The organism is Achromobacter pestifer, assembly GCF_013267355.1.
In the GTDB taxonomy this organism is placed as follows: domain Bacteria; phylum Pseudomonadota; class Gammaproteobacteria; order Burkholderiales; family Burkholderiaceae_B; genus Achromobacter; species Achromobacter pestifer_A.
On the sequence record NZ_CP053985.1, the window covers coordinates 5897014 to 5917168 of the forward strand.

Annotated in this window: 22 protein-coding genes; 8 read left to right on the plus strand and 14 right to left on the minus strand. The window is 68.7% G+C overall.

The annotated features are described in order from the left end of the window. Window position 1: 1 nt before the first annotated feature. The 3 genes from FOC84_RS27855 to FOC84_RS27865 form a co-directional block, all read right to left on the minus strand. The gene (locus tag FOC84_RS27855) at window positions 2-1471 is read right to left on the minus strand and encodes a Y-family DNA polymerase (RefSeq protein ID WP_173147977.1); all 1470 of its coding nucleotides are present in this window, start codon (window positions 1469-1471) and stop codon (window positions 2-4) included. After that, on the minus strand, window positions 1401-2105 hold the full coding sequence (gene imuA, locus FOC84_RS27860) for a translesion DNA synthesis-associated protein ImuA (protein ID WP_173147979.1): 705 nt from the start codon (window positions 2103-2105) through the stop codon (window positions 1401-1403). Before imuA ends, FOC84_RS27855 begins: the two co-directional genes overlap by 71 nt. Window positions 2106-2322: 217 nt before the next feature. Then, window positions 2323-3858: an amino acid permease gene (locus FOC84_RS27865; protein ID WP_254241800.1), complete on the minus strand. Its 1536-nt coding sequence runs from the start codon at window positions 3856-3858 to the stop codon at window positions 2323-2325. 185 nt (window positions 3859-4043) lie between these two features. On the opposite strand from FOC84_RS27865, the gene ypfH reads away from it, so the two are divergent. Then, window positions 4044-4748, plus strand: coding sequence for an esterase (ypfH, locus tag FOC84_RS27870; RefSeq protein WP_173147981.1), 705 nt, complete (start codon window positions 4044-4046; stop codon window positions 4746-4748). On the opposite strand, the gene FOC84_RS27875 is transcribed toward ypfH, so the two are convergent. The 7 genes from FOC84_RS27875 to queE all read right to left on the minus strand — a co-directional run bounded on the left by FOC84_RS27875 (window position 4749) and on the right by queE (window position 11166). Further along, complete coding sequence (locus FOC84_RS27875; RefSeq protein WP_173147983.1) at window positions 4749-6170, minus strand: efflux transporter outer membrane subunit; 1422 nt, start codon at window positions 6168-6170, stop codon at window positions 4749-4751. Between the two features lie 65 nt (window positions 6171-6235). Next, window positions 6236-7150 (minus strand): efflux RND transporter periplasmic adaptor subunit, encoded by a 915-nt coding sequence (locus FOC84_RS27880; protein WP_173147985.1) that lies wholly within the window; start codon window positions 7148-7150, stop codon window positions 6236-6238. 2 nt (window positions 7151-7152) lie between these two features. Then, complete coding sequence (locus FOC84_RS27885; protein ID WP_173147988.1) at window positions 7153-7365, minus strand: DUF1656 domain-containing protein; 213 nt, start codon at window positions 7363-7365, stop codon at window positions 7153-7155. Next, window positions 7362-9413, minus strand: a complete 2052-nt coding sequence (locus FOC84_RS27890) for an FUSC family protein (protein ID WP_173147990.1) — start codon at window positions 9411-9413, stop codon at window positions 7362-7364. Before FOC84_RS27890 ends, FOC84_RS27885 begins: the two co-directional genes overlap by 4 nt. After that, window positions 9410-9886: a MarR family winged helix-turn-helix transcriptional regulator gene (locus tag FOC84_RS27895; RefSeq protein WP_173147992.1), complete on the minus strand. Its 477-nt coding sequence runs from the start codon at window positions 9884-9886 to the stop codon at window positions 9410-9412. The genes FOC84_RS27890 and FOC84_RS27895 overlap by 4 nt, the downstream gene beginning before the upstream one ends. A 175-nt stretch (window positions 9887-10061) precedes the next feature. Continuing rightward, window positions 10062-10505: a 6-carboxytetrahydropterin synthase QueD gene (gene queD / locus FOC84_RS27900; RefSeq protein WP_164793776.1), complete on the minus strand. Its 444-nt coding sequence runs from the start codon at window positions 10503-10505 to the stop codon at window positions 10062-10064. Window positions 10506-10533: 28 nt separating this feature from the next. Continuing rightward, window positions 10534-11166 carry a 7-carboxy-7-deazaguanine synthase gene (gene queE / locus FOC84_RS27905; RefSeq protein WP_173147994.1) on the minus strand — a complete coding sequence of 211 codons (633 nt, stop codon included), beginning with the start codon at window positions 11164-11166 and terminating at the stop codon, window positions 10534-10536. Window positions 11167-11259: 93 nt separating this feature from the next. On the opposite strand from queE, the gene arfB reads away from it, so the two are divergent. Both arfB and FOC84_RS27915 read left to right on the plus strand, forming a co-directional pair. Beyond that, entirely contained in the window at window positions 11260-11676 is a 417-nt protein-coding gene (gene arfB, locus FOC84_RS27910; RefSeq protein WP_173147996.1) for an alternative ribosome rescue aminoacyl-tRNA hydrolase ArfB, read from the plus strand. Window positions 11677-11678: 2 nt separating this feature from the next. Continuing rightward, window positions 11679-12362, plus strand: a complete 684-nt coding sequence (locus tag FOC84_RS27915; protein WP_173147998.1) for a DUF2238 domain-containing protein — start codon at window positions 11679-11681, stop codon at window positions 12360-12362. Here the strand turns inward: FOC84_RS27915 and FOC84_RS27920 are convergent. Then, window positions 12334-13275, minus strand: a complete 942-nt coding sequence (locus tag FOC84_RS27920) for a LysR substrate-binding domain-containing protein (RefSeq protein WP_173148000.1) — start codon at window positions 13273-13275, stop codon at window positions 12334-12336. The genes FOC84_RS27915 and FOC84_RS27920 overlap by 29 nt on opposite strands. A gap of 125 nt (window positions 13276-13400) precedes the next feature. Here FOC84_RS27920 and FOC84_RS27925 point away from each other — a divergent pair, with 125 nt between their 5' ends. From FOC84_RS27925 to FOC84_RS27940, 4 genes are all read left to right on the plus strand, one after another. Beyond that, the gene (locus FOC84_RS27925) at window positions 13401-14387 is read left to right on the plus strand and encodes a Bug family tripartite tricarboxylate transporter substrate binding protein (protein WP_173148002.1); all 987 of its coding nucleotides are present in this window, start codon (window positions 13401-13403) and stop codon (window positions 14385-14387) included. A 27-nt stretch (window positions 14388-14414) separates the two neighbouring features. Next, window positions 14415-15824, plus strand: a complete 1410-nt coding sequence (locus FOC84_RS27930; RefSeq protein ID WP_173148004.1) for an amidase family protein — start codon at window positions 14415-14417, stop codon at window positions 15822-15824. Window positions 15825-15943: 119 nt separating this feature from the next. Further along, on the plus strand, window positions 15944-16291 hold the full coding sequence (locus FOC84_RS27935) for an ArsR/SmtB family transcription factor (RefSeq protein ID WP_088140830.1): 348 nt from the start codon (window positions 15944-15946) through the stop codon (window positions 16289-16291). 48 nt (window positions 16292-16339) lie between these two features. Further along, window positions 16340-17392: an alkene reductase gene (locus FOC84_RS27940; protein WP_173148006.1), complete on the plus strand. Its 1053-nt coding sequence runs from the start codon at window positions 16340-16342 to the stop codon at window positions 17390-17392. A gap of 16 nt (window positions 17393-17408) precedes the next feature. Here the strand turns inward: FOC84_RS27940 and FOC84_RS27945 are convergent, their stop codons facing one another. Next, window positions 17409-18212 (minus strand): CPBP family intramembrane glutamic endopeptidase, encoded by an 804-nt coding sequence (locus FOC84_RS27945; protein WP_173150457.1) that lies wholly within the window; start codon window positions 18210-18212, stop codon window positions 17409-17411. Between the two features lie 194 nt (window positions 18213-18406). On the opposite strand from FOC84_RS27945, the gene FOC84_RS27950 reads away from it, so the two are divergent. Then, window positions 18407-18781 carry an MAPEG family protein gene (locus tag FOC84_RS27950; protein WP_173148008.1) on the plus strand — a complete coding sequence of 125 codons (375 nt, stop codon included), beginning with the start codon at window positions 18407-18409 and terminating at the stop codon, window positions 18779-18781. Between the two features lie 28 nt (window positions 18782-18809). Here FOC84_RS27950 and FOC84_RS27955 read toward each other — a convergent pair whose 3' ends face one another. Together FOC84_RS27955 and FOC84_RS27960 are read right to left on the minus strand one after the other, a co-directional pair. Beyond that, entirely contained in the window at window positions 18810-19244 is a 435-nt protein-coding gene (locus FOC84_RS27955) for a carboxypeptidase-like regulatory domain-containing protein (protein ID WP_173148010.1), read from the minus strand. A 119-nt stretch (window positions 19245-19363) separates the two neighbouring features. Continuing rightward, window positions 19364-20152 carry an NRDE family protein gene (locus FOC84_RS27960; RefSeq protein ID WP_173148011.1) on the minus strand — a complete coding sequence of 263 codons (789 nt, stop codon included), beginning with the start codon at window positions 20150-20152 and terminating at the stop codon, window positions 19364-19366. Window positions 20153-20155: the final 3 nt, after the last annotated feature.

A 20155-nucleotide genomic window follows, 5' to 3' on the forward strand; every position in this document is an offset into this window, starting at 1 on the left:
TTCAGGCGTAGAGCCCATGCAGGAACCAGCGGGCGTGTTCGTCGTCGCGCTCGCGGTAGATCCAGTAGCGCGCGGCGGCGGCGTCCTCGGCGACGAAATAGTCGCGCACGGTCAGGGCCGGGTCCCACCAGCCGCTTTCGATGCGTTCCGGGCCGCGCATCAGCCGCAGCGCCTGGCCGCCGTACTGCGGCCGGTGGCCGGACAGCTTCAAGGGGAGCGGCGGGTCCAGCAGCCAGAAGGGCCGGTCCAGCAGGGCGGGCAGGGGCGCGGGGCGCTGGGGCGGAGACAGCGCGTCGCCCCAGGCGTTGGCGGCCTCGGGGCGGTGGTCGGGCACCGGGTGGGCATGGCGCACCTGATCGCGGCCCAGCCGCGCCACCAGCAGGTCCAGCAGCCGGGCATGGTCGGCGGGCGTGCCGCCGGGCTCGGGGAACAGGGTGGTGCTGGCGGCGGGCTGCTCGACCGTGTCGGGCGCCAGCAGCGCCACGGCGATCACGGGCGCTTCCAGGGTGAAACGGGCCAGCTTTTCCCGCAGCAAGTGGAGGATCTGCGGCGCCTGCCAGACTGGCTGGGCCAGGGCCAGCTCCAGTTCGGTGGGCGGCCGGGCGTGGCGGCCGCGTTCGTGTTCCATGCTGAGCACCACGCGGCGCACGGCCAGTTGCCGGGCGCTGAGCCAGCCGCCCAATTGTTCGGCCAGCCGGCGCGCCACCGCCAGCACCGCGTCGGTGTGTTCGACGTAGTCGGTGAGTTCGATGCGCCGCGAGAACTGGTGCGGCGGCTCGATCCAGCGATGCAGTTCGGGCGCCAGGCCGTAGGCGGCGTCCAGGGCCTGCAGCAGTTCAGGCGCGCTGCGCCGCTGCAGGCCCGCGCGCGGCAGGGCGCGCAGGTCCGCCAGGGTATGGCAGCCGATGTCGTCGAGCCAGTCGCGGCGGGCCTGCGCCTGCGGCAGCAAGGAGAGCGGCAGGGCGTCCAGCCGCCGGGTCAACGTGGGCAGCGTCAGGGTGCGCCGGGGCGCGCGCCGGCCGGGGCTGCGCGCCAGCAGCCAGGCGCCGGCGGCGGTCGGCGCCATGCCGAGCGAGACGCGCAGGTCCAGCGCCCGCAGCGTGGCGGCCACCCGACGGTGCAGGGCTTTGGGGCCGCGGAAGAACATCAGGCTGGCGCCCACGTTCAGGAGCAGGGTGTCGCCGTCGGCCAGGGCGACTTCGGGGGTGTATTGCAGCAGCGCCAGCGCCGCGCCCTGCAAGGCTTCGGCCTCGGCCTGGACATCGCGGGGCAGCAGTTCGACCCCGGGGGCGATGGCGGCCGCGCCGGCGCGGCGCATGCCCGGCTTGACGCCGGCCCGGCGGGCGGCGGGCGTCAGGGCGGCGACGCGTTCCTGTTCCAGGACCGCGAACGCCTGCCCCTCAAGCGGCCAGTGCGGGCGCAGTGCGTCCAGCGGCAGGCAGCGCAGGAAGGCGGCGATCCAGAGGCGCATGGCGGGGAGTAACAGGAGTGGTGACGCCGGTGTCCAGGCCCACGTACAGCGGCGTGTCGCAGGCAGGCCCGCGGCGCTTGAGGATGTGGACGGACAGGCCGCCCGCAGCCGGCGCGAGCGCCAGCCGCAAGGGCGCGGGCGTGGCGTTCTGCGCCGCGCTGCTGGGGCGCACGGCGATGAACAGCAGGTCGCTGGCCTGGGCGGCCAGGTGCAGGCGGCGCAGGGATTCGGGGCGCACATGGGGCAGCCAGCAGATCAGCGCGCCGCAGCTGCCGTTCTTCAGGATCTGTTCGGCGGCCCAGAGCGCGTCCACGGGTTTTTCAGGCGCCACCCAGAGCAATTGGCGCGGATCCAGCCGCCAGCTCATCCAGCTGGCGATGTGGGGCGCGTGCGGCGGCTGCACCAGCGCAATGGCGCGGCGTGTTTCCAGTTGGGCCAGCGCCGGACGCAGCAGGCGGATTTCTCCGATGCCGGGGTGCGGGACCAGCAATTCGTTCAGGGAACCCAGCGGCCAGCCGCCGTCCGGCAGCTCGGCGGACAGCGCGGCATGCCCGGTGGGCAGGGTGCGGGCGGCGCCTTGGGCCAACTGGGTGGCGCGCCACAACGCGGGATGGATACGTTCTGGGGACTGCATGGCAATCGGTTCCTGGATGGCAGGAACCGGGGTAGTGGCCGATGCGTCATTATAGCTGTATGTATATACAGTAGTTAAAAGGGGCGGAGCGCGCCGCGAATAGTTTTGCGCCGGTAACGCGGTAGCCCAAAAGAAAACCCACCCGTACACCTTTCGATGCAGAGGGGTGGGCCGTGTTGGATACGATTCTAGTCGTGTCCGGGCATACGGATCAAGACTAAACCCGCGCGCTTTCTACCGTAGATACCGAGGGTTGCACACCCGCCGCGCGATCCAGATCCAGCCCATAAAACCGCATATCCTCATACCGGATCCAGTGCGACTTTCGCACCAGCCGGTGGCCGATCCACAAAGCCAGGAACAGCGGGATCGCCAGGTAGGTGGAGATCACGCCGATCCAGTCGATGCGGTCTTGCAGGAAGGCCTGGTAGTTCTGGCCCAGCGTGACCAGCAGGCACAGCACAAAGGCGAGCAGCGGGCCGAAGGGGAACAGGCCGGCCTTGTAGGGCAGGTCGGCGGTGTCGTAGCCGTGCTTCACATAGCCCTGGCGGAAGCGGTAATGGCTGACCGCGATGCTCAGCCACACGATGAACTCGGTCATGCCGGCGAAGTTCAGCAGCCAGATGTAGACGGCCTTGGGGCTATACACCAGGCTGAACAGGCACAGGCAGGCCAGCAGCGCGGTGGCCATCAGCGCGTACAGCGGCACGCCGCTGCGGGTCACGCGCCGGAACACGGCGGGCGCCTGGCCTTCCGCCGCCATGTTGAACAGCATCCGCGTTGCCGCGTACATGCCGGAATTGCCGGCCGACAGCACCGAGGTCAGGATCACGGCGTTCATCACGGTGGCCGCCGACAGTAGCCCGGCGTGCTGGAACACCAGCGTGAAGGGGCTGACGGCGATGTCTTCCACTTCGTTGCGCAGCAGTTGCGGGTCGGTATAGGGCAGCAGCAGGCCGATGATCAGGATGGCCAGCACGTAGAACAGCAGGATGCGCCAGAATACGTGGTTGATCGCGCGCGGCACGTTGCGGCGGGGATTCTCGGATTCGCCGGCGGCCACGGCCACCAGTTCCGTGCCCTGGAACGAATAGGCCACCACCATCGCCACGCCCACCCAGGTGGCCGCATTGCCCACGAAGGGCGCATCGCCGACCGACCAGTTGACCAGGCCCACGGGCGTGCCGCTGTGGATGATGCCGACCAGCATCGCCAGCCCGACGCCGATGAAGCACAGCACGGCGACGACCTTGATGATGGCGAACCAGTATTCGGCCTCGCCGAAGCTGCGCGCGGAAAAGGCGTTCAGGCCGAAGGTCAGGGCCAGGAAGAGCACGCTCCATATCCAGCCCGGCGTGTCGGGGAACCAGTACGCCATGACCAGTTGCGCGGCCACCACGTCCACCGCCACCACCGTGGCCCAGCTGATCCAGAAGTTCCAGCCCAGCGCGAAGCCGAAGCCCCCATCCACATAGCGCGAGGCATAGGTGCAGAAGGAACCCGATACCGGCATGAAGGTAGCCAGTTCGCCCAGGCTGGTCATGATGAAGTAGACCATCAGGCCGATGGCCAGGTAGACCATCAGCGCGCCGCCCGGTCCGGCCTGGGCGATGGCGGCGCCGGAGGCCACGAACAGGCCGGTGCCGATGGCTCCGCCCAACGCTATCATCGTGAGGTGGCGCGCCTTGAGCACGCGATGCAGCTGGTTCTGGCCGGCAGGCGTGGCGCCGGATTCTGTTGTCGGAGTTTGCATTGCTGGGGTAGGAGGTTGCCGCGGCGGCGGACCATCAGGCACGGGCATGCGGGCCTGCCCGCCGGGCAACGCCGCGCAAGCCAGCCGGTCCGTGGCGGTGCGGCAAAGGTTGCTTCAAGGCGCGCATTTTACAATGCAGCTATTCCGGGGCCGTTTGGCGGCCCCAGCCAGCACGGAGCGGTTTCATGGCGTCTTCCACTTCTATCGAATTCCTTCCCGATGCCGGCGTCGACGTGCGCCAGCTGTTCATCTTGCTGCACGGCGTGGGCGGCACCCCCGACGACATGGAGCCGCTGGCAAAAGCCGTGCGCGCGGCGTTCCCGAGCGCGGCGGTGCTGGTGCCCCAGGGTTTCGAGCCCTTCGACGGCGGCGGCGAGGGCCGGCAATGGTTCTCGGTGCGCGGCGTGACCGAGGAAAACCGGCCCGAGCGCGTGGCGCGGGCGCTGCCGCCCCTGGAAGCCTATATGCGCGAGGCGCAGGCGCGTTTCGGCCTGCTGCAATCGGACACGGCGCTGGCGGGCTTTTCGCAGGGCGCCATCATGGCGCTGGAACTGGTGCAGGCGCACGACGGCATGGCCGGCCGCGTCATCGCGTTTTCAGGCCGCTATGCCCAGCTGCCCAAGACCGCGCCGCAGTACACCACGCTGCACCTGCTGCATGGCGAGGCCGATCCCATCATGAGCGTGGCGCACATCCAGGCCGCCCAGGCGCGCCTGAGCGAACTGCACGGGGATTCGACCATCGACATCGCCAGCAATGTGGGACACGCGCTGCATCCGGCGCTGATCGAACGTGCCATCGTGCGCCTGAAGACCTGCGTGCCGCTGCGCAGCTGGGAGGCCGCGTTGGGCCTGAACCAGACGCCGCCGGACGGCACGTCGGTGCATTGATCACTTTTCCCAGCCGCCGCCCAGCGCCAGGAACAGCGCGATCTGGTCGTTGCTGAGATCCGCCTGCGAGGCGGCCAGCGCGCTTTCATTGCTGGCCAGCGTGCGCTCGGCGTCCAGCACCGTCAGGTAGTCGGTCTTGCCGTACTGGAACAGGCGGCTCGCTTGCGAGGCGGCCTCGGCGCTCTGGTCGCGCGCGGCGCGCAGGGCGGCGTCGCGGTCCAGCTGGCGCGCGTAGACCACCAGCGCGCTTTCCGTTTCCCGCAGGGCATTGAGCACGCTGGCGTCAAAGCGCGCCGCCGCGGCCTTGGTGCTGGCCTGGGCTTCGGCGATGCGGGCCTGCGCCGCGCCGGTGTTGGGGATCGTCCAAGAGATCAGCGGACCGACGCTCCAGCTGAAGGTGCCGCGGTCGCCGAACATGGCGGCCGGGCCGCCCGAGGCGGCCGACAGGCCCAGCGCGATCTTCGGATACAGGTCCGCCGTGGCCACGCCGATGCGGGCGGTGGCCGCGGCCAGCGTGCGTTCGGCTTGGCGGATGTCAGGACGGCGGCGCAGCAGCTCGGCGCCGTCGCCCACGGGGATGGTCTCGGTCAGGCGGGGGGCCTGGGCGCATTGCAGCAGCGCGGGCGAGATCTCGCCGGGCGTCTGGCTGGTCAGCGCCGCCAAGCGGTACAGCGCGGTGCGCTGCTGGGCCTGGAACGGCGGCAGGTTGGCCTGCAATTGTTGCAGCTGGCTGCGGGCGCGGGTCACGTCCAGCGCCGTGCCGCGGCCGGCGCGCTGCAGGCGGTCGACCGCGTCCAGGGATTGCTGCTGCACCTGCACCGAATGCTGGGCGGAGGCCAGCTGCATGCCGGCCGCGCACATATTGGCGTAGGCGCGGGCGGTCTCGGCGGCCACGGTGACGCGGGTGGCGTCGTAGGCGGCCTGCGCCGCCTGCTCGTCGCCGCTGGCGGCTTCCACGGCGCGGCGGATCTGGCCGAACAGGTCCAGCTGATACGACACGCTGGCGCCCATGGAGTAGGACCAGCGGTTGGGTGGATCGATGCCGGGTTGCAGCTCCTGCAAGCCGGATACATGGCCGAAGCTGGGCGTGGCATTGACGCCGATCGTGGGCTGTTGCTGCGCCTGGGTTTCCTTCACCGCGGCCTGGGCGCGTTCCAGGTTGGCGCTGGCTACGCGCAGGTCGGTGTTGGCAGCCAGGGCTTTTTCCACCAGCCCGTCCAGGACCGGGTCGTCGTACAGGCGCCACCAGTGGCCGGGCACCGCATCCTGCCGGAACACGGCGTCGCGCGCTTCCGTGAATGGCGTCTGCGCGCTCTGCCGCTCGGCCACCGATCCGGCGGGCACCTGGTAGTCCGGGCCGACGGTGGTGCATCCGGCCAGCACAAGGGCCAGCGTAAGAGGCAGGAGGTATCTGGTGTTCATGGCAATTACGGCTGTGCGTCGATAAGAAAGCAGGGTTGGAAAAAAGGAACGATCAGGACGGCCGGTCAGGACGGCTGGTGCGTCTCGGCCAGCGCGTGGGCCGGACCCGAATCCACCGACACGGTGGCGGTCTGGCCGGCCACCAGGCGCACGCCTTCGGGCACGTCGTCGATCTTCACGCGCACCGGGATGCGCTGCGCCAGGCGGACCCAGTTGAACGTGGGATTGACGTTGGGCAGCAGGTTGGCGCCGGTGCTGCGGTCGCGGTCGGCGATGCCCATGGCGATGCTTTCGACGTGGCCGCGGATAGGGTGCGAGTCGCCCATCAGCGTCACGGTGACGGGATCGCCTTCATGGATGCCGGGCAGCTTGGTTTCCTCGAAGTAGCCTTCGACGTAGAACGAGCTGGAGTCCACCAGCGCCATCACGCCGCGGCCGGCGGTGGCATAGGAGCCGGCGCGCAGGTCCAGGTTGGTGATACGGCCGTCGTTGACGGCCAGCACCCGGCTGCGCTCCAGGTTCAGGCGCGCGGTATCGAGCTGCACTTCGGCCTGGGCCAGCGCGGCTTCGGTCTGCTGCAGCTTGGTCTGGCTTTGCTCCAGCGCTTCGGCGGCCACCAATTGGCCCAGCGAGCGGTTGCGCTTGGCGTCGCGCACCGCCTGGTCGCGCGCCACTTGCGCGGAACGCACCGAGGCCTGGGCCTGGTCGTAGGCCAGCTGGAAGCGCGCGCGGTCGATTTCGAACAGCACGTCGCCGGCCTTCACGTCCTGGTTGTCGTGCACCGGCACGCTGGTCACCAGGCCGGAGACATCGGGCGCGACCTGCACCACGTAGGCCTTGACGCGGCCGTCGCGGGTCCAGGGTTCGACTTCATAGTGCACCCAGAGCTGCCAGCCGGCGTAGGCGGCCGCGGCGACGACGACGGCGGTCACCGCGAACTTGCCGATGGCTGCGGGGCGCAGGGCATTGGGGAGTTTCATGCTTATCTCTGGAGAAAATAGGGGGAAATGAGGGATACGCCGTACAGCAGCACCACGAACAGCGCCAGGTCGAACAGCGCGGGGTGCCACACCAGGCGGTACAGCCCGGCGCGGGCCAGCACGCGGCGCACCGCCCAGGCCACGCCCAGGGTCACCACGCCCAGCACCAGCAGCCAGGGGAAATAGACGCCATAGAGATTGAATTCGCCGATCATGATGTTTGGCCCTCCAGGGTCGGATGGGCGGGTTTGTAGTCGGGCGCGTCGGGGAAGAAGGCGCGGCGCAGGCCCACCAGGGCGACCACGGCGCGGTCGCGGGCGGCGGCGCCCGGGGGCGTGGAGGCCACGCTGGCCAGCGCGCGGTCGATCTGCGCCAGGAACTCGGGTGTCTTCTCGCCGATCTGCCAGGCCGAGCGGGCGTGGAAGAATTTCGCCAGCCCGTCCAGCACCGGCTGGATGGCCGGTTCGGCCATGGGCAGATGGCGCCGGGCGCGTTGCAGTTCGGTAATGTCGCGGCCCACGCGCAGGTCCTTCAGCGCGTCGGCGGCGACGAGGTCGTCCGGGCGCTGGGCCAGCGCCAGGCGCGGCTGCAGCAGGCCGATGCGGTCCAGCATGCGGGCGGCGTAGGTATGGCGCGAAGGCGCGCGCGGCGAGCTCGCCAACGTTTCCAGCTCCTTCCAGTTGGCGGCCTGGATGCGGCGCGCGCTCCAGTCGGCGCTGACGGTGCGGAAGATGGCGGCGATGATGGCGGCCGTGGCCACGCCCATGCACTGCGCCACCTGCGTATCGATGAAGGACACGACGTCGGCGGTGTTGGTGTCTTGCAGCGCCATCGTGCCCAGAAAGCCGAACAGCATCGCCATGGCCTTGCCGGCCGTGGCGGGCCGGGCGATGAAGATGCCTAGCACGAAGGTCGTGGGCAGCATGGCCAGGGCCAGCATCTCGAACGAGTGCAGGGCGGGCATGATGCCCAGCAGATACAGCGCCGACAGCGGGATCGAATACACCGTGTAGGTCAGGAACTGCATGATGCCGGGGACCGGATTGTCTTGCGACGCGAAGAAGCAGCTGAAGATGGCGGCCATGAGCGCGGCGGTGGCGCCGTTGCTCCAGGCCGTGCCGATCCAGAAGGCGCAGCAGACCGAAATGGCCACGCCGGCGGCCAGCGCCGACAGCAGCGCCATGCCGTGGTCGCGATGCAGCGCGGCATTCGGCGCGCGGTTGGCGCGCGGTGCGCGCGGCGCCGCGCCCGCCAGGCCCGCGCGGATTTCGCGGCGCAGCGCCAGGCATTCGTCATAGGTGTCGACCAGTTCGCGCAAGCGCGTCATCAGGCTGGCCAGCAGCACGTCGCGCCAGCTGGAGCGGCTGTCGATCGTGGGCGTGAGCCGGGTAGCGGCGGCGCGCAAGTGCACCGCGCTTTCATGCGTGGCCTGGGCGCCCGCGTTGATCCATTCGGAGATGTCGGCGAGCAAGGCCGTGACCGGCTCCGGCAGCGGCTGGCCGCCGGCCTGCAAGGCGCGCATGCGGTCTTCCACGGCGGACACGGTGGGCGTCAGGGACGCGATCTGGTCCTGCATGGCGCGCACCGCGCCCGAGGTCCAGCGCAGGTTGCTGGTGTCGAAGGGCACGTGGGTGGACATCAGGCGCAGCTGCGTGATGTCGTTGGCCAGCACGCGGCGGTCGCGGTCCTTTTGTTCGGTGGCCTGGCCGCTGAGCGTGTCGTGCATCCAGTTGCGGGCGTCGCGCACGGCCTTGTCCAGCATCAGCGTCAGGGCCGGGGCCAGGCCGCGCGGCAGCACGATGCTGTGGATCAGGGTGGCGCAGACGATGCCCAGGGTGATTTCCTCGACGCGGGCGAGCGCGGTGTCGAATACCTGGGCAGGGGCCGTCACGCTGGGAAAACCGATCATGGCGGCGGTGTAGCCCGCCAACATGAAGAGGTAGGAGCGCGGGGTGCGGTCCAGCACCGACATGTACAGACAGGCGCCCACCCACAGCACCATGGCGGCGGTCATGACCACGGGCGAGTTCGACAGGCGCGGCACCATATAGACCGTCATGGCCGATCCGGCGAACGTGCCGATCAGGCGGTACAGCGCCTTGGAGCGCACCGCGCCCGACCAGGGCTGGGCCACGATGTAGGCCGTGGTCATGGCCCAGAACGGACGCGGCAAACCCATGCTGTAGGCCAGGTAGAGCGCCATGATGGCGCTCAGGTAGCTCTTGAGCGAGAAGATGGTTTCGCGGACGTTGGGGAGTTTCACGCTTGTTCGTCCTGCGGCTGGGTGCCGGCGCCGCCGCGGCCCAGGGTGACTTTCAGGCTGTCGAAGACCCGCAGGCAGGCTTGCAGGTCCGCTTCGCTCACGCCCCGGAACAGGTTGCGGCGCAGATCGACCAGGACGTCCTCGACCTTGGCGCGCAGCGCTTGGCCGGCGTCGGTCAGGTGCAGGGTCTTGGCGCGGCGGTCGTGCGGGTCTTCGCGCCGTTCCATCAGGCCGGCGGCGACCAGCTGGTCCAGCACCCGCACCAGCGAAGGGCCTTCCACGCCCAGCGCTTCGGCCAGCGCGCCCTGGCGCACGCCGTCTCCCAGGCGGCCGGCCAGGATCACGGGCCAGGCGGTGGCCTGGGACAGGCCGTAGTCGGCCAAGGCCTTGTCGGCGGCGCCGCGATAGGCGCGCGACAGGACCATCAGGGCGGAGGTGGTGGCCATGAGCTGGGAGTCGGTGGGCGTGTTCATGGAATAGATTGTATCCTATCTATTAGCTTACTAATAATTGAAAATGGCGATTATCTCCATGGATTTTCTCAATCGGGAAAATAGGGGGCGGGCTTCCCGCCTATGGAAAACCGAGAGCTAAGGTTCCCGTGTCGCGGGAAACACGGGCGCGGCAGCGGCGGCCGCGCCCCGGCGTTCAGCCGTTGCAGTCCGCCCAGCAGTTGGGCGTTTCGTACAGGCGCACGCGGGTCAGGCGCAGTTCGGCGCCATAGTGGCCGTGATAGTGCGGCGCCAGGGTCTCGAAGACGATGGCGGCCAGGTTTTCGGCCGTGGGGATGCGATCCAGCACCACGGTCTTGTGGCCGGGCAGGCTGTCCAGGAAGCCGCGCACGGCGGCGTCGCCCTCATAGACCAGGAAGGCATGGTCCCAGACATCCACGATGTGGGTCTTGGCAATGTGCTTGATCTCGGAGAAATCCATCAGCATGCCGTTGTCGGACTCGCCGGGCGCCTGCACCACGTCGCCGGTCAGGGTGATTTCCAGCACGTAGCGGTGGCCGTGCAGGTTGCGGCACTGGCTGCGGTGGTCGGGAATGCGGTGGCCGGCGTCGAACTCCAGCCTGCGGGTCACGGAAATCATGGCGCGCTCCGCAGGGGGCTAGGGTAAATCATGGAATGCCTATGTATTTGTGGGTCTGCAGGCTGAGCCGCCATTGCGGATGCTGCATACAGTACTGGACGGCTTGCTCGGTATTGGCCGCGCGCGCGGGGCCGTCCATGGGTTGCAGGAAGAAGTGGTCGAAGTCCAGGTGCGCAAAGGTTTCGGGCCGCGCGTTGGCCTGTGGATAGACCAGCTTGAGCTCGTCGCCGCGCTCCAGGACCACGGGCGCCGTGCCCTTGGGGCTGACGCAGATCCAGTCGATACCGGCGGGCGGCTTGATGGTGCCGTTGGTTTCGATGGCCACGGTGAAGCCGCGCGCGTGGATGGCGGTGAGCAGGGGCGCGTCCAGCTGCAGCAGCGGTTCGCCGCCGGTGAAGACCACGTAGCGGTCATTGGCGCCGGGGCCCCAGGCCGCGGCGATGGCGTCGGCCAGCAGCTCGGGCGTGGCGAACTTGCCGCCGCCGTCGCCGTCGGTGCCGATGAAGTCGGTGTCGCAGAAGGTGCAGGCGGCGCTGGCGCGGTCGCTTTCGCGGCCGGTCCAGAGATTGCAGCCGGCAAAGCGGCAGAAGACCGCCGCGCGGCCTGCGTGGGCGCCTTCGCCCTGCAGCGTCTTGAAGATTTCTTTGGCGGAATAAGTCATGGTGGTGCCGGCGGCCGGATAAGGCCGAACCCCGGATAAATCAGGCAAAAGCGCATTATTTTACTTTGCGCGGCGCATCTATACTTGCGGGCTATGTTTCACGTCCAAGATTCCCTCTACCTGGATGAACGCGACCTGGCGTTCACCATGATCCGCGCCCAGGGCGCCGGCGGCCAGAATGTCAACAAGGTGTCCAGCGCCGTACACCTGCGTTTCGACGTGCGCGCCTCCAGCCTGCCCGAGGACATCAAAGAAGCGCTGTGCGCGCTGAGCGACCACCGGGTCTCCAAGGACGGGGTCATCGTGATCAAGTCGCAGGCGTTCCGCAGCCAGGAAAAGAACCGCGCCGAAGCCATCGAACGCCTGATCTCCATGGTGCGCGCGGCGGCGCGCACCGACAAACCGCGCCGCCCGACCAAGCCCACCCGCGCCTCGCAACGCCGGCGCGTGCAGCGCAAGGTGCTGCACGGCGAAGTCAAGCGGCTGCGCGGCCGGGTCCAGGGAGACTGAGCATGGCCGACGCGCGCCGGCGCTACCTGTACACGCTGGGCGCGCTGTTCGCCGTGATCTGGACGGCGCTGGCCATTGCGCCGCATGACCGCGCGGACTGGGCCCTGGAGAACGCGCTGGTGCTGGCCTTCGGCGCGGCGCTGCTCTTCACGCGGCGCTGGTTCGTGTTCTCGCGCACCTCGTACACGCTGATCTTCCTTTACCTGTGCCTGCATGCCGTCGGCGCGCACTACACCTATTCGCTGGTGCCTTACGACGACTGGTGGCGGGCGCTGACGGGCCACGGCTTCAACAGCATGGTCGGCTGGGAGCGCAACAATTTCGACCGCGTGGTGCATTTTTCCTACGGCCTGCTGCTGGCCTATCCCATCCGCGAGATCTTCCTGCGCGTGGTCGAGGTGCGCGGCTTCTGGGCGTACTTCCTGCCCATGGACGTCACGCTGTCGACCTCGGCGCTCTACGAACTGCTGGAATGGGGCGCCGCCGCCACCGTGGGCAGCGAACTGGGCGCGGCCTACCTGGGCACGCAGGGCGATATCTGGGACGCGCAGAAGGACATGGCGCTGGCAGCCGGCGGCGCGGTGATCGCCATGGCCATCACCGCGCTGGTCAACCGGCGCGCCCGCCGTGACCTGGCGCGCGACTGGGCCGACAGCCTCAAGCCGCGCCGCGAGGCTGGCGGGTAGCCATGGCGCCCGCCTGGGCGTGGCGCTGTATGCGGCGCCGGAACAGATCGGCCATGGTGGACGCCGCCAGCGACAGCGGCGTTCCCCGCAACGTCATGATGCCGATGCTGGCGACCGGCATGGGCACGTCCGCCAGGATCTGGCTGGCCTCGCCGCCATAGGGCTGGACCTCGAGCATGCCGGACGGGCAGATGATCAGCGCGTCGCTGCGGACCATCAGGTTCCACATCACGCCGAAGGTGTCGCAGTCGATGACGCGTTCGGGCGCTTTCAGGCCGTTTGCGTGCAGGCCTTGCAGAAAGGCGTCGGTGTGGCTGCCGCCCGAGACGTTGAGCAGCCATTCGCAGTCCACGATGTCCGACCAGCGCGTGGCCTGCGCCAGCGGATGGCCGCGCCGGCAGGCAATCATGAATTCCAGCGGCCGCAGCGCTTCGAAGTCGAATTCCTGCCCGCTGTAGCTCCCCATCATGCCGGAGGCCAGCGCGAAATCCAGCGTGCCGTTGCGCAGCGCCGGCAAGACCGCCGCCAGCAAGCCTTCCGAGACCTTGAGTTTGGCCGCGGGCATGCTCTGCCTGAAATCGTTCAGCACGTCGGGCAGCACGCTCAGCATCACCATGGGCGTCACGCCCACCGCCACCCGCGCCTGGGCGCCGCTGAGCAGTTGGCGGATGTCCTGGCGCGCCAACGACAGCTGGGCCTGGGCCAGTTGCGCCCGCACCGTCAGGTGCTCGCCGCATTCGGTGACCTCGATGCCCTGCGGGCTGCGCGTGAGCAGCGGCGCTTCGAGTTCCGTTTCCAGTTCCTTGATGGCCTTGGTCACGGCGGCCTGGCTCAGGTGCAGGCTGCGCGCCGCGGCCCGGATGCTGCGCAACTCGGCGACCTTCAGCCAGGCCCGGAGATGGTGGTCCTTCATGTGCCTCTCGATAACGACAACTCATGGTTGTCACCTTAACAAAGAAATAGCCTTATGCGCAGCGCGGGCGGTCTCTAAGCTTCACGACGACAAGACCATGCAGTCCCGTACTTCAGGAGCAAGCCATGCAGATCTTTCCCCGCCGTGTACGCCAGGCCCTTTCATTGTGTTTTGCCTTGCTGGGAGCGGCTGGCTCCGGCGCGGCCCAGGCCGATTGGCCAGAACGGCCAGTCAAACTCATCGTGCCCTATGTGGCGGGGTCCGGTCCCGACGTGGTGCTGCGCCCGATCGCGGACGCCCTGGGGCGCGAGCTGGGGCAGCCGGTGATCGTCGACAACCGGGGAGGGGCGGGCGGCATCGTCGGCACCCAGGCCCTGGCCGCGGCGGCGCCGGATGGCTACACGATAGGCTTCGGCAATCTGGTGACGCTGGCGATCAACAAGAGCATGTATTCGAAGCTGCCTTATGACCCGCAACGCAGCCTCGCGCCCATCAGCCTTGCCATCAGCAATGCCTTGGTGCTGATCGCCCGCAACGACTTTCCGGCAAGCAATGTGCAGGACCTGGTCAGCTATGCCAGGCAGCATCCGGGCAAGGTCAGCGTCGGCTCGCTGGGGGTGGGATCGAGCGCCCACCTGGCCGGAGAAATGCTCAAGAGCGAGACCGGCACGACCATGCTGCATGTGCCCTACAAGAGCGGCCAGCAGGCGGTGGGCGACATCGTGGGCGGGCAGCTCGACGTGATGATCGACAACGTCGCCGGCGTGCTGCCCTTCATCCGCTCCGGCCAGGTCAAGGTGCTGGGGGCGACCAGCCTCGCGCGGGTGCCGGTCCTGCCGGCCGTGCCTACCGTCGACGAATCCGGCTTGAAGGGATTTGAAGTGGTGTCCTGGGGCGGCATCGTCGCGCCAGCCGGCACGCCCAAGCCCATCATCGACAAGCTCAATGGCGCCATCGCCAAGGCGCTGCAGGACCCCGCGGTCCTCAAGTTGAACGAAACCCTGTCCGTCGACGCCACGCCTTCCACGCCCGAACAGTTTGCCAGTCTCATCGCCAGCGAGATCCCGCGTTGGGGCGAAATGGTCAAGCGCTCCGGCGCATCGGCCGACTGACCGCGTTCAACACCATAGGGAACCATCATGACGAACGAACTCTGGCGCTGGAGCGCCGTCGACCTGGCCCAGGCCATCCGCAAGCGGGAAGTTTCCAGCCGGGAAGCCGTGCAGAGCTGCCTGCAGCGGGCGCAACAGCTCAACCCCGTCTTCAACCCGCTTACGGAGATCTGCGCCGATCAGGCCCTGAAGGCGGCGGATGCCGCCGACGCCGCGGTGCGCGCAGGCGCGCCGCTAGGCATCCTGCACGGCGTGCCGGTGACGATCAAGGCCAATGCCGATCTGGCCGGGTCGGCCACGACCAATGGCGTCGTCGCGTATCGGGACCTCATCGCAAGCGAGAACAATCCCGCCGTCGACAACTGGCTCAAGGCCGGCGCGGTCGTGATCGGCCGCAGCAACGTTCCGGCATTTTCGTGGCGCTGGTTTTCGGACAACGACCTGCATGGCCGTACGGTCAACCCGTTCGACGCCGCGCGCACGCCGGGCGGTTCCAGCGGCGGCGCGGCCGTCGCCGCTGCCCTGGGCATGGGGCCGCTGGCGCACGGCAGCGACCAGGGCGGATCGATCCGATACCCGGCCTACGCCTGCGGCGTCGTGGGACTGCGGCCGTCCCAGGGCCGGGTGCCGGCCTACAACGCCAGCCAGAAATCGGAGCGCCCGGTTGCTTCCCAACTGGCCGCGACCCAAGGTCCCTTGGGGCGGAACATAGCCGACCTGAGGCTGGGGCTGGAGGCCATGTCGGCAGGCGATTCGCGCGATCCGTGGTGGGTGCCCGCGCCGCTGGACCTGCGCCTGCCTGGGGACAGCCGGCGGGTTGCGCTGTTCTGCGGCACCTCGGCCTTCAAGCCCGATCCCGCCGTGCTGGACGCCTTGCTGCGCGCCGCAAAGCACCTGGAAGACGCGGGATACATCGTCGAAACCGCGGCGCCGCCCAGGTTCGATGAAGCGGCCGAGCTATGGCGCAATGTACTGATGAACGAGGCGTCCGGCTCCATGGGCCGCGAAATCGAGCGTGCCGGCGACGCGGCGATACAGCGCGCCTACCGCGGCATGCTGGCGCATACCTCGCCGCTGGACAAGGACGCCTTCGTTCAGGCGCTGGCGCTGCGCACGACGATATTGCGCGAGTGGGGCAGGTTCTTCGACCGCTATCCCCTCCTGCTCATGCCGGTGTCGTTCGAGCGCCCGTTCCCGATCGACCTTGATCAGCTGGGCGACGCGGCCATGGGCGACATCCTGCGCGCCCAGAGCCCGCTGGTCTCGACCGCCATACTGGGCTTGCCCGGCCTGTCAGTCCCTGTCGGCCTGGCGGACGGCGTGCCGATGGGCGTCCAACTGGTGGCGGGGCGATTCCGGGAAGACCGGTGCCTGGCCGCGGGCGAGGCCATCGAGGCGCGCGCGGCGTGGTCGGTGCTCGATAGCTGCCCCGTCTGAGCGGCGCGCGCGGCAAGGAGGGGGGGCGGCGCCGGGGCGGATAGCCCTGAGCGCCGCAGGGGCATGACTATATATCGAATAGTTCCGATATAAGATTCGATAAATTGCGATACTTCAATATGACGGTCTCCACTTCCAGCCCCGATCCTGCCGCTTCGCTACCTGCCATCGACGCCGACGCCATCCTCAAGGCGCTGGCCAATCCGGTGCGGCGCGACATCCTAGCCTGGCTGAAGACGCCGCATGCGTACTTCGAGGAACGCCCGGGCCATACCTTCGAGCATGGCGTATGCGCGGGCCACATCGATGAACGCTGCGGACTGTCCCAGTCCACCGTGTCCTCGCACCTGGCCGTTCTGCAACGCGCAGGCCTGATCTCGGCGACCAAGGTGGGGCAGTGGATTTTCTACCGTCGCAACGAAGCCGCCATTGCCGCGTTCCTGCGGCAATTGAACCAGGATATGTAGCCCCGCTACGCCGCCAGCGGCCCCTGAACCGGGGCCAAGGATTTACGCATGAGCCAACTTTTCGAACCCCTGCGCGCAGGTGATCTGACGCTGCGCAACCGCATCGTCATGGCGCCCTTGACGCGCATGCACGCCAGTCCGGGCCGCGTGCCCAACGACCTGATGGTCGAGTACTACAGCCAGCGCGCCGGCGCCGGCATGATCCTGACCGAAGCCACGGCCGTCACCCCGCAAGGCGTGGGCTATGCCGATACGCCGGGTCTGTGGACCCCCGAACAGGTCCAGGGCTGGCGCAAGGTCACGTCCGCGGTGCACCGGGCCGGCGGCCTGATCGTGGCGCAGCTCTGGCACGTGGGCCGGATCTCCGATCCCATGTTCCTGGACGGCGAACTGCCGGTGGCGCCCAGCGCCATTGCCGCCCGCGGCCACGTCAGCCACGTGCGTCCGCAGCGCGCCTACGTCACGCCGCGCGCGCTGGAAACCGCCGAGATTCCCGGCGTGGTCGAGGCTTACCGCCACGGAGCGAAGATGGCCATGGAGGCCGGTTTCGACGGTGTGGAAGTGCATGCCGCCAACGGTTATCTGCTGGACCAGTTCCTGCAGGACAGCACCAACCATCGCAGCGACGCCTATGGCGGTTCGCTGGAGAACCGCGCGCGGCTGCTGCTGGAAGCCGTGGACGCCTGTGTGTCGGTGTGGGGCGCGGGCCGCGTCGGCGTGCATCTTTCGCCGCGCGGGGAAATCCACACCATGGGCGATTCCAACCCGGCCGCCACCTTCGGCTACGTGGCGCGCGAACTGGGCAAGCGCGGCATCGCCTTCCTGTGCGTGCGCGAGTACGAAGCCGCCGACAGCCTGGGTCCGATGCTCAAGGCCGAATTCGGCGGCACGTACATCGCCAATGAAGGGTTCGGCCGCGAGTCCGCCGAGGCCGCCATTGCCGCGGGCCGGGCCGATGCCGTCGCCTTCGGCGTGCAGTACATCGCCAATCCGGACCTGGCGCGCCGCTTCGAACTCAAGGCGCCGCTGAATCGGCCCAACCCGGCCACGTTCTATGCGCCGGGCCCGGGCGGCTATACCGATTATCCGGCCCTGGCCTGAGGGGCCGGTCCGGCCTTCAGAGCACGGCGCGCATCGGATAGGTGAACAGGCCGAAGTGCGCCGCGTTCAGGCCCAGGTGCGCCAGCACCGCCGCGGCCAGGCCGCCGTATTTATAGGCCAGGCCGTAGGCCGCGCCCGCCAGGCTGGCCAGCAGCATCCATTGCCAGCCGCCCGCGTAATGCGCCACGCCGAACAGCACGGCTGCGATGATCAACGCCGCCCAGGAACCCCAGGCGCGGCCGCGCCATAAGTCCGTCAGCCGCTGCTGCAGGTAGCCGCGGAACAGCGCTTCCTCGGCCAAGGTCACCAGCAAGGCGTTGTTGACCAACCAGATCCAGCCCGATTGCGGCCACTTGGGCGCCCAGCCGACCACGCCCAACGCCAGCGCGCAGCCCAGGCAGATGGCCACCGCGCCCGCGCAGGCCAGCAACGCCGCCGACCACGTGGCGCGCGGATTCGGCCCCGCCATCGGCGGCGCCAGCGCCAGCACCACCCAGAACGCCACCAGTGGCTTGTCCAGGTTCAGGTACATGCCGAAGGGCACGGCGTCCGGACTCAGCGGCGCGGGCGCGATGACCTGCGGGTTGTGAAAGCCCGGCAGCAGGTGCAGGAACAGCAGCGCGGCCAGCGTGATGAAGAGCGCATGGCCGGCGGCGCGCGCCGTCGCGCCCGATGCCGGCTGGACCAGCGCGGCCGCCAGGATCAGCAACGCAGGCCAGGCCAGCGCCACCGGTTCTATCGTGCCTTCGGTCCAGGCCCAGGCGTAGGCGGCGGCCAGCGGCGCCAGCGCCCAGCGGCGCGTGGCGGGCGGCCACAGCATGGCGGCGGCAATGAACAGGGCGGACCAGGGGCTGAGCAGGGGCACGGACGTGGATGGGCGTCGAAAGCGCTGAGTGTAAACGTGCGGCTTCGCGCCAGCCGCGCGGCATGCGGGCTAGCCTGCATGCCGCCGTGCTGACGCCGCGCCGCGAACACAGGTATCCTGGCGCCTGCCGGATACCTGGGAGCCAGACTATGAAATTGATCGCGTGGTTGATGTTGGCGGCGGCGGTGCTGCCTTTCGTGTCGGCGATCGTCGCCAAGGCGGGCGGAAATAAGTTCGACAACAATGATCCGCGCGCCTGGCTGGCGCGGCAGGAAGGCTGGCGGGCGCGCGCCAACGCGGCGCAGACCAATACCTTTGAATCGCTGCCGTTCTTCTTCGCGGCGGTGCTGTTCGCGCTGTACACCCAGGCGCCGCCCGCGCACGTGGCCACGCTGATGGCCTGCTGGCTGGGCGTGCGGCTGGGCTATCTGGCCATGTACCTGGCGGGCTGGGGCGCACTGCGTTCGCTGGTGTGGGCGATCAGCGTGGGCTTCATCATCGCGATCCTGTTCGCGGGCGTTTAAGTAGTGGCGGGCGGCCGCGTGTCGCCCGCTACTTCCATTCGAACACGGCGCGTGCGGTGCCGGTGTTCTGCACCGAGACCTCGCGCTGCTGCGCCTGGCCGTTGTAGGTGGCCGAAATCCTGTAGTTGCCGGCAGGCAGCTTGACCAGCATGTAGGGACCTTCGGCCGTGGCTTGCAGGACGGACTTGCCGTGCGCATCGCTGATGGTGACGGCGACATTGGCGACGTAGTCCGCCTTGCCGTCGCGTTGCGCCGCGAACGTCAGCGCCAGCGGATAGTCCTTTGCCGCGGCCTTCATGGCTTCGGATTCGTCCAGCCCGATGCCGCCGCTGACGTACTGCACCGACCCTTGCTGCTGCACCGGCGGCAGGCCGGCCTGGGCGGTGGACAGGATGCCGGCAAAGGCCATGCTGCCCAGCGCCATTGCGGCGGCCATGGTGCAGCGTTCTATACGCTTGTTCATGAGACTCTCCTGGATAGGACGATCTGCGCGGGTTTGTGCGCGCATGAACATTTCGACTCGCCTGCCGGCGCGGAGTTCGCGCCTGCGGGTCTCCGATATCAACCGATTGTTTCCGCCGCCTAGGTAAGCGTACCGCTAGTCGCGCGCCAGGAAAATGTCAGCCGGCTTTCGCCGCTGACCGCGCCGTCCGGGGCAAAGCGCCTTTCATCCAGCTGTCCGGCGCCATCGTCCCGCAAGGCCAGCACGCTGGAACTGCGGGTGCCATAGTTCGGGCTGACGATGAACGGGCTGCTCAATAGCCTTTCGCGATCCAGCGGCAGGCCGGTGGCGGGCAGGTCGGCGCCCTCGGCGGGCTGGCGGTCGGCCAGCGCGGCCATCAATGCGGGCAGGTCGGGCTGCGGCCCGTCGCGCAGCACGGCCTCGAAAGCCGCCTTGGTGCGGGCCAGCTTGGGCCAGGGCGTGTCCAGCAGATGGTTGGACAGGGCATAGACGCCTGGAGCCAGGCGCCGCGGGCCGCCGTCGCGGTTGCTGAGATACCAGGCTTCGCTCGCATCGCCCACGATCAGGTTGAAGCCGTTGTAGGCCTGGCCGGCGGCATGCACCTGCGCCAGGTAGTCGGCGGGGGAGGCCGTGCCGCGCAGATAGTCTTCGACCAGCGCGCCGCGCGAAGGCGCGTGCTCGATCATCCTGCCCGGTTCGCGGAAGTTGGTCACCAGCGCATGGCGTCCGCTGGTCGTCGCACCCATCCAGCTGCCGCCGGCCAGGCCGTCGCGGCCCGCGTAGACCTCGGGCGCATCGGGCCATTGCGCGGCGGGCAAGGTGGGGCGTTGATGGAATTCGTCGCGGTTGGCGGCGATCAGGACGGGGATGCCCGGCAGGGCATGCAGGGCCAGTACGGCAAGACACATGAT